The organism is Buttiauxella cochleicola (assembly GCF_021282405.1).
GTDB classification, from domain to species: Bacteria; Pseudomonadota; Gammaproteobacteria; order Enterobacterales; family Enterobacteriaceae; genus Buttiauxella; species Buttiauxella massiliensis.
In genome coordinates this window covers 1-2975 of sequence record NZ_JAJSOU010000033.1, presented here as the reverse complement: position 1 = coordinate 2975, position 2975 = coordinate 1, and the positions used below count along the sequence as shown (strand labels likewise).

The following is a 2975-nucleotide window of genomic DNA, read 5'->3' as shown; positions in this document are numbered from 1 at the left end:
CGATTGTGTCTCACGAGACATCTTCGGGTTGTGAGGTTAAGCGACTAAGCGTACACGGTGGATGCCCTGGCAGTCAGAGGCGATGAAGGACGTGCTAATCTGCGATAAGCGTCGGTAAGGTGATATGAACCGTTATAACCGACGATTTCCGAATGGGGAAACCCAGTGTGATTCGTCACACTATCGTTAAGTGAATACATAGCTTAACGAAGCGAACCGAGGGAACTGAAACATCTAAGTACCTCGAGGAAAAGAAATCAACCGAGATTCCCCCAGTAGCGGCGAGCGAACGGGGAACAGCCCAGAGTCTGAATCAGTTTGTGCATTAGTGGAAGCGTCTGGAAAGTCGCAGGGTACAGGGTGATACTCCCGTACACAAAAATGCACTTGCTGTGAACTCGAAGAGTAGGGCGGGACACGTGGTATCCTGTCTGAATATGGGGGGACCATCCTCCAAGGCTAAATACTCCTGACTGACCGATAGCGAACAAGTACCGTGAGGGAAAGGCGAAAAGAACCCCGGCGAGGGGAGTGAAACAGAACCTGAAACCGTGTACGTACAAGCAGTGGGAGCCTCTTTTATGGGGTGACTGCGTACCTTTTGTATAATGGGTCAGCGACTTATATTCTGTAGCAAGGTTAACCGTATAGGGGAGCCGCAGGGAAACCGAGTCTTAACTGGGCGTTAAGTTGCAGGGTATAGACCCGAAACCCGGTGATCTAGCCATGGGCAGGTTGAAGGTTGGGTAACACTAACTGGAGGACCGAACCGACTAATGTTGAAAAATTAGCGGATGACTTGTGGCTGGGGGTGAAAGGCCAATCAAACCGGGAGATAGCTGGTTCTCCCCGAAAGCTATTTAGGTAGCGCCTCGTGAACTCATCTTCGGGGGTAGAGCACTGTTTCGGCTAGGGGGCCATCCCGGCTTACCAACCCGATGCAAACTACGAATACCGAAGAATGTTATCACGGGAGACACACGGCGGGTGCTAACGTCCGTCGTGAAGAGGGAAACAACCCAGACCGCCAGCTAAGGTCCCAAAGTCATGGTTAAGTGGGAAACGATGTGGGAAGGCACAGACAGCCAGGATGTTGGCTTAGAAGCAGCCATCATTTAAAGAAAGCGTAATAGCTCACTGGTCGAGTCGGCCTGCGCGGAAGATGTAACGGGGCTAAACCATGCACCGAAGCTGCGGCAGCGACGCTTATGCGTTGTTGGGTAGGGGAGCGTTCTGTAAGCCGTCGAAGCTTACCTGTGAGGGTAGGTGGAGGTATCAGAAGTGCGAATGCTGACATAAGTAACGATAAAGCGGGTGAAAAACCCGCTCGCCGGAAGACCAAGGGTTCCTGTCCAACGTTAATCGGGGCAGGGTGAGTCGACCCCTAAGGCGAGGCCGAAAGGCGTAGTCGATGGGAAACAGGTTAATATTCCTGTACTCGGTGTGACTGCGAAGGGGGGACGGAGAGGGCTATGTTAGCCGGGCGACGGTTGTCCCGGTTTAAGCATGTAGGCGGGAAGTTTAGGTAAATCCGGACTTCTATCTAACGCTGAGGTGTGATGACGAGGCACTACGGTGCTGAAGTAACAAATGCCGCACTTCCAGGAAAAGCCTCTAAGCATCAGGTCACATCAAATCGTACCCCAAACCGACACAGGTGGTCAGGTAGAGAATACCAAGGCGCTTGAGAGAACTCGGGTGAAGGAACTAGGCAAAATGGTGCCGTAACTTCGGGAGAAGGCACGCTGTCGGTAGGTGAAACCCCTCGCGGGTGGAGCTGAAGGCAGTCGAAGATACCAGCTGGCTGCAACTGTTTATTAAAAACACAGCACTGTGCAAACACGAAAGTGGACGTATACGGTGTGACGCCTGCCCGGTGCCGGAAGGTTAATTGATGGGGTTAAGCGCAAGCTGAAGCTCTTGATCGAAGCCCCGGTAAACGGCGGCCGTAACTATAACGGTCCTAAGGTAGCGAAATTCCTTGTCGGGTAAGTTCCGACCTGCACGAATGGCGTAATGATGGCCAGGCTGTCTCCACCCGAGACTCAGTGAAATTGAAATCGCTGTGAAGATGCAGTGTACCCGCGGCAAGACGGAAAGACCCCGTGAACCTTTACTATAGCTTGACACTGAACACTGGTCCTTGATGTGTAGGATAGGTGGGAGGCTTTGAAGCGTGGACGCCAGTCTGCGTGGAGCCAACCTTGAAATACCACCCTTTAATGGCTGGTGTTCTAACGTAGACCCCTAATCGGGGTTGCGGACAGTGTCTGGTGGGTAGTTTGACTGGGGCGGTCTCCTCCTAAAGCGTAACGGAGGAGCACGAAGGTTAGCTAATCACGGTCGGACATCGTGAGGTTAGTGCAATGGCATAAGCTAGCTTGACTGCGAGAGTGACGGCTCGAGCAGGTGCGAAAGCAGGTCATAGTGATCCGGTGGTTCTGAATGGAAGGGCCATCGCTCAACGGATAAAAGGTACTCCGGGGATAACAGGCTGATACCGCCCAAGAGTTCATATCGACGGCGGTGTTTGGCACCTCGATGTCGGCTCATCACATCCTGGGGCTGAAGTAGGTCCCAAGGGTATGGCTGTTCGCCATTTAAAGTGGTACGCGAGCTGGGTTTAGAACGTCGTGAGACAGTTCGGTCCCTATCTGCCGTGGGCGCTGGAGAATTGAGGGGGGCTGCTCCTAGTACGAGAGGACCGGAGTGGACGCATCACTGGTGTTCGGGTTGTCATGCCAATGGCATTGCCCGGTAGCTAAATGCGGAAAAGATAAGCGCTGAAAGCATCTAAGCGCGAAACTTGCCCCGAGATGAATTCTCCCTGGGAACTTGATTCCCCTGAAGGAACGTTGAAGACTACGACGTTGATAGGCTGGGTGTGTAAGCGTAGCGATACGTTGAGCTAACCAGTACTAATGATCCGTGAGGCTTAACCTTACAACACCGAAGGTGTTTTGGTTGAGAGACTA

The 2975-nt window shown here is 52.7% G+C and carries 1 rRNA gene; it reads left to right on the top strand.

The features are described from left to right. Positions 1-34: 34 nt before the first annotated feature. Positions 35-2943 (top strand): 23S ribosomal RNA (locus tag LVQ79_RS22450). Positions 2944-2975: the final 32 nt, after the last annotated feature.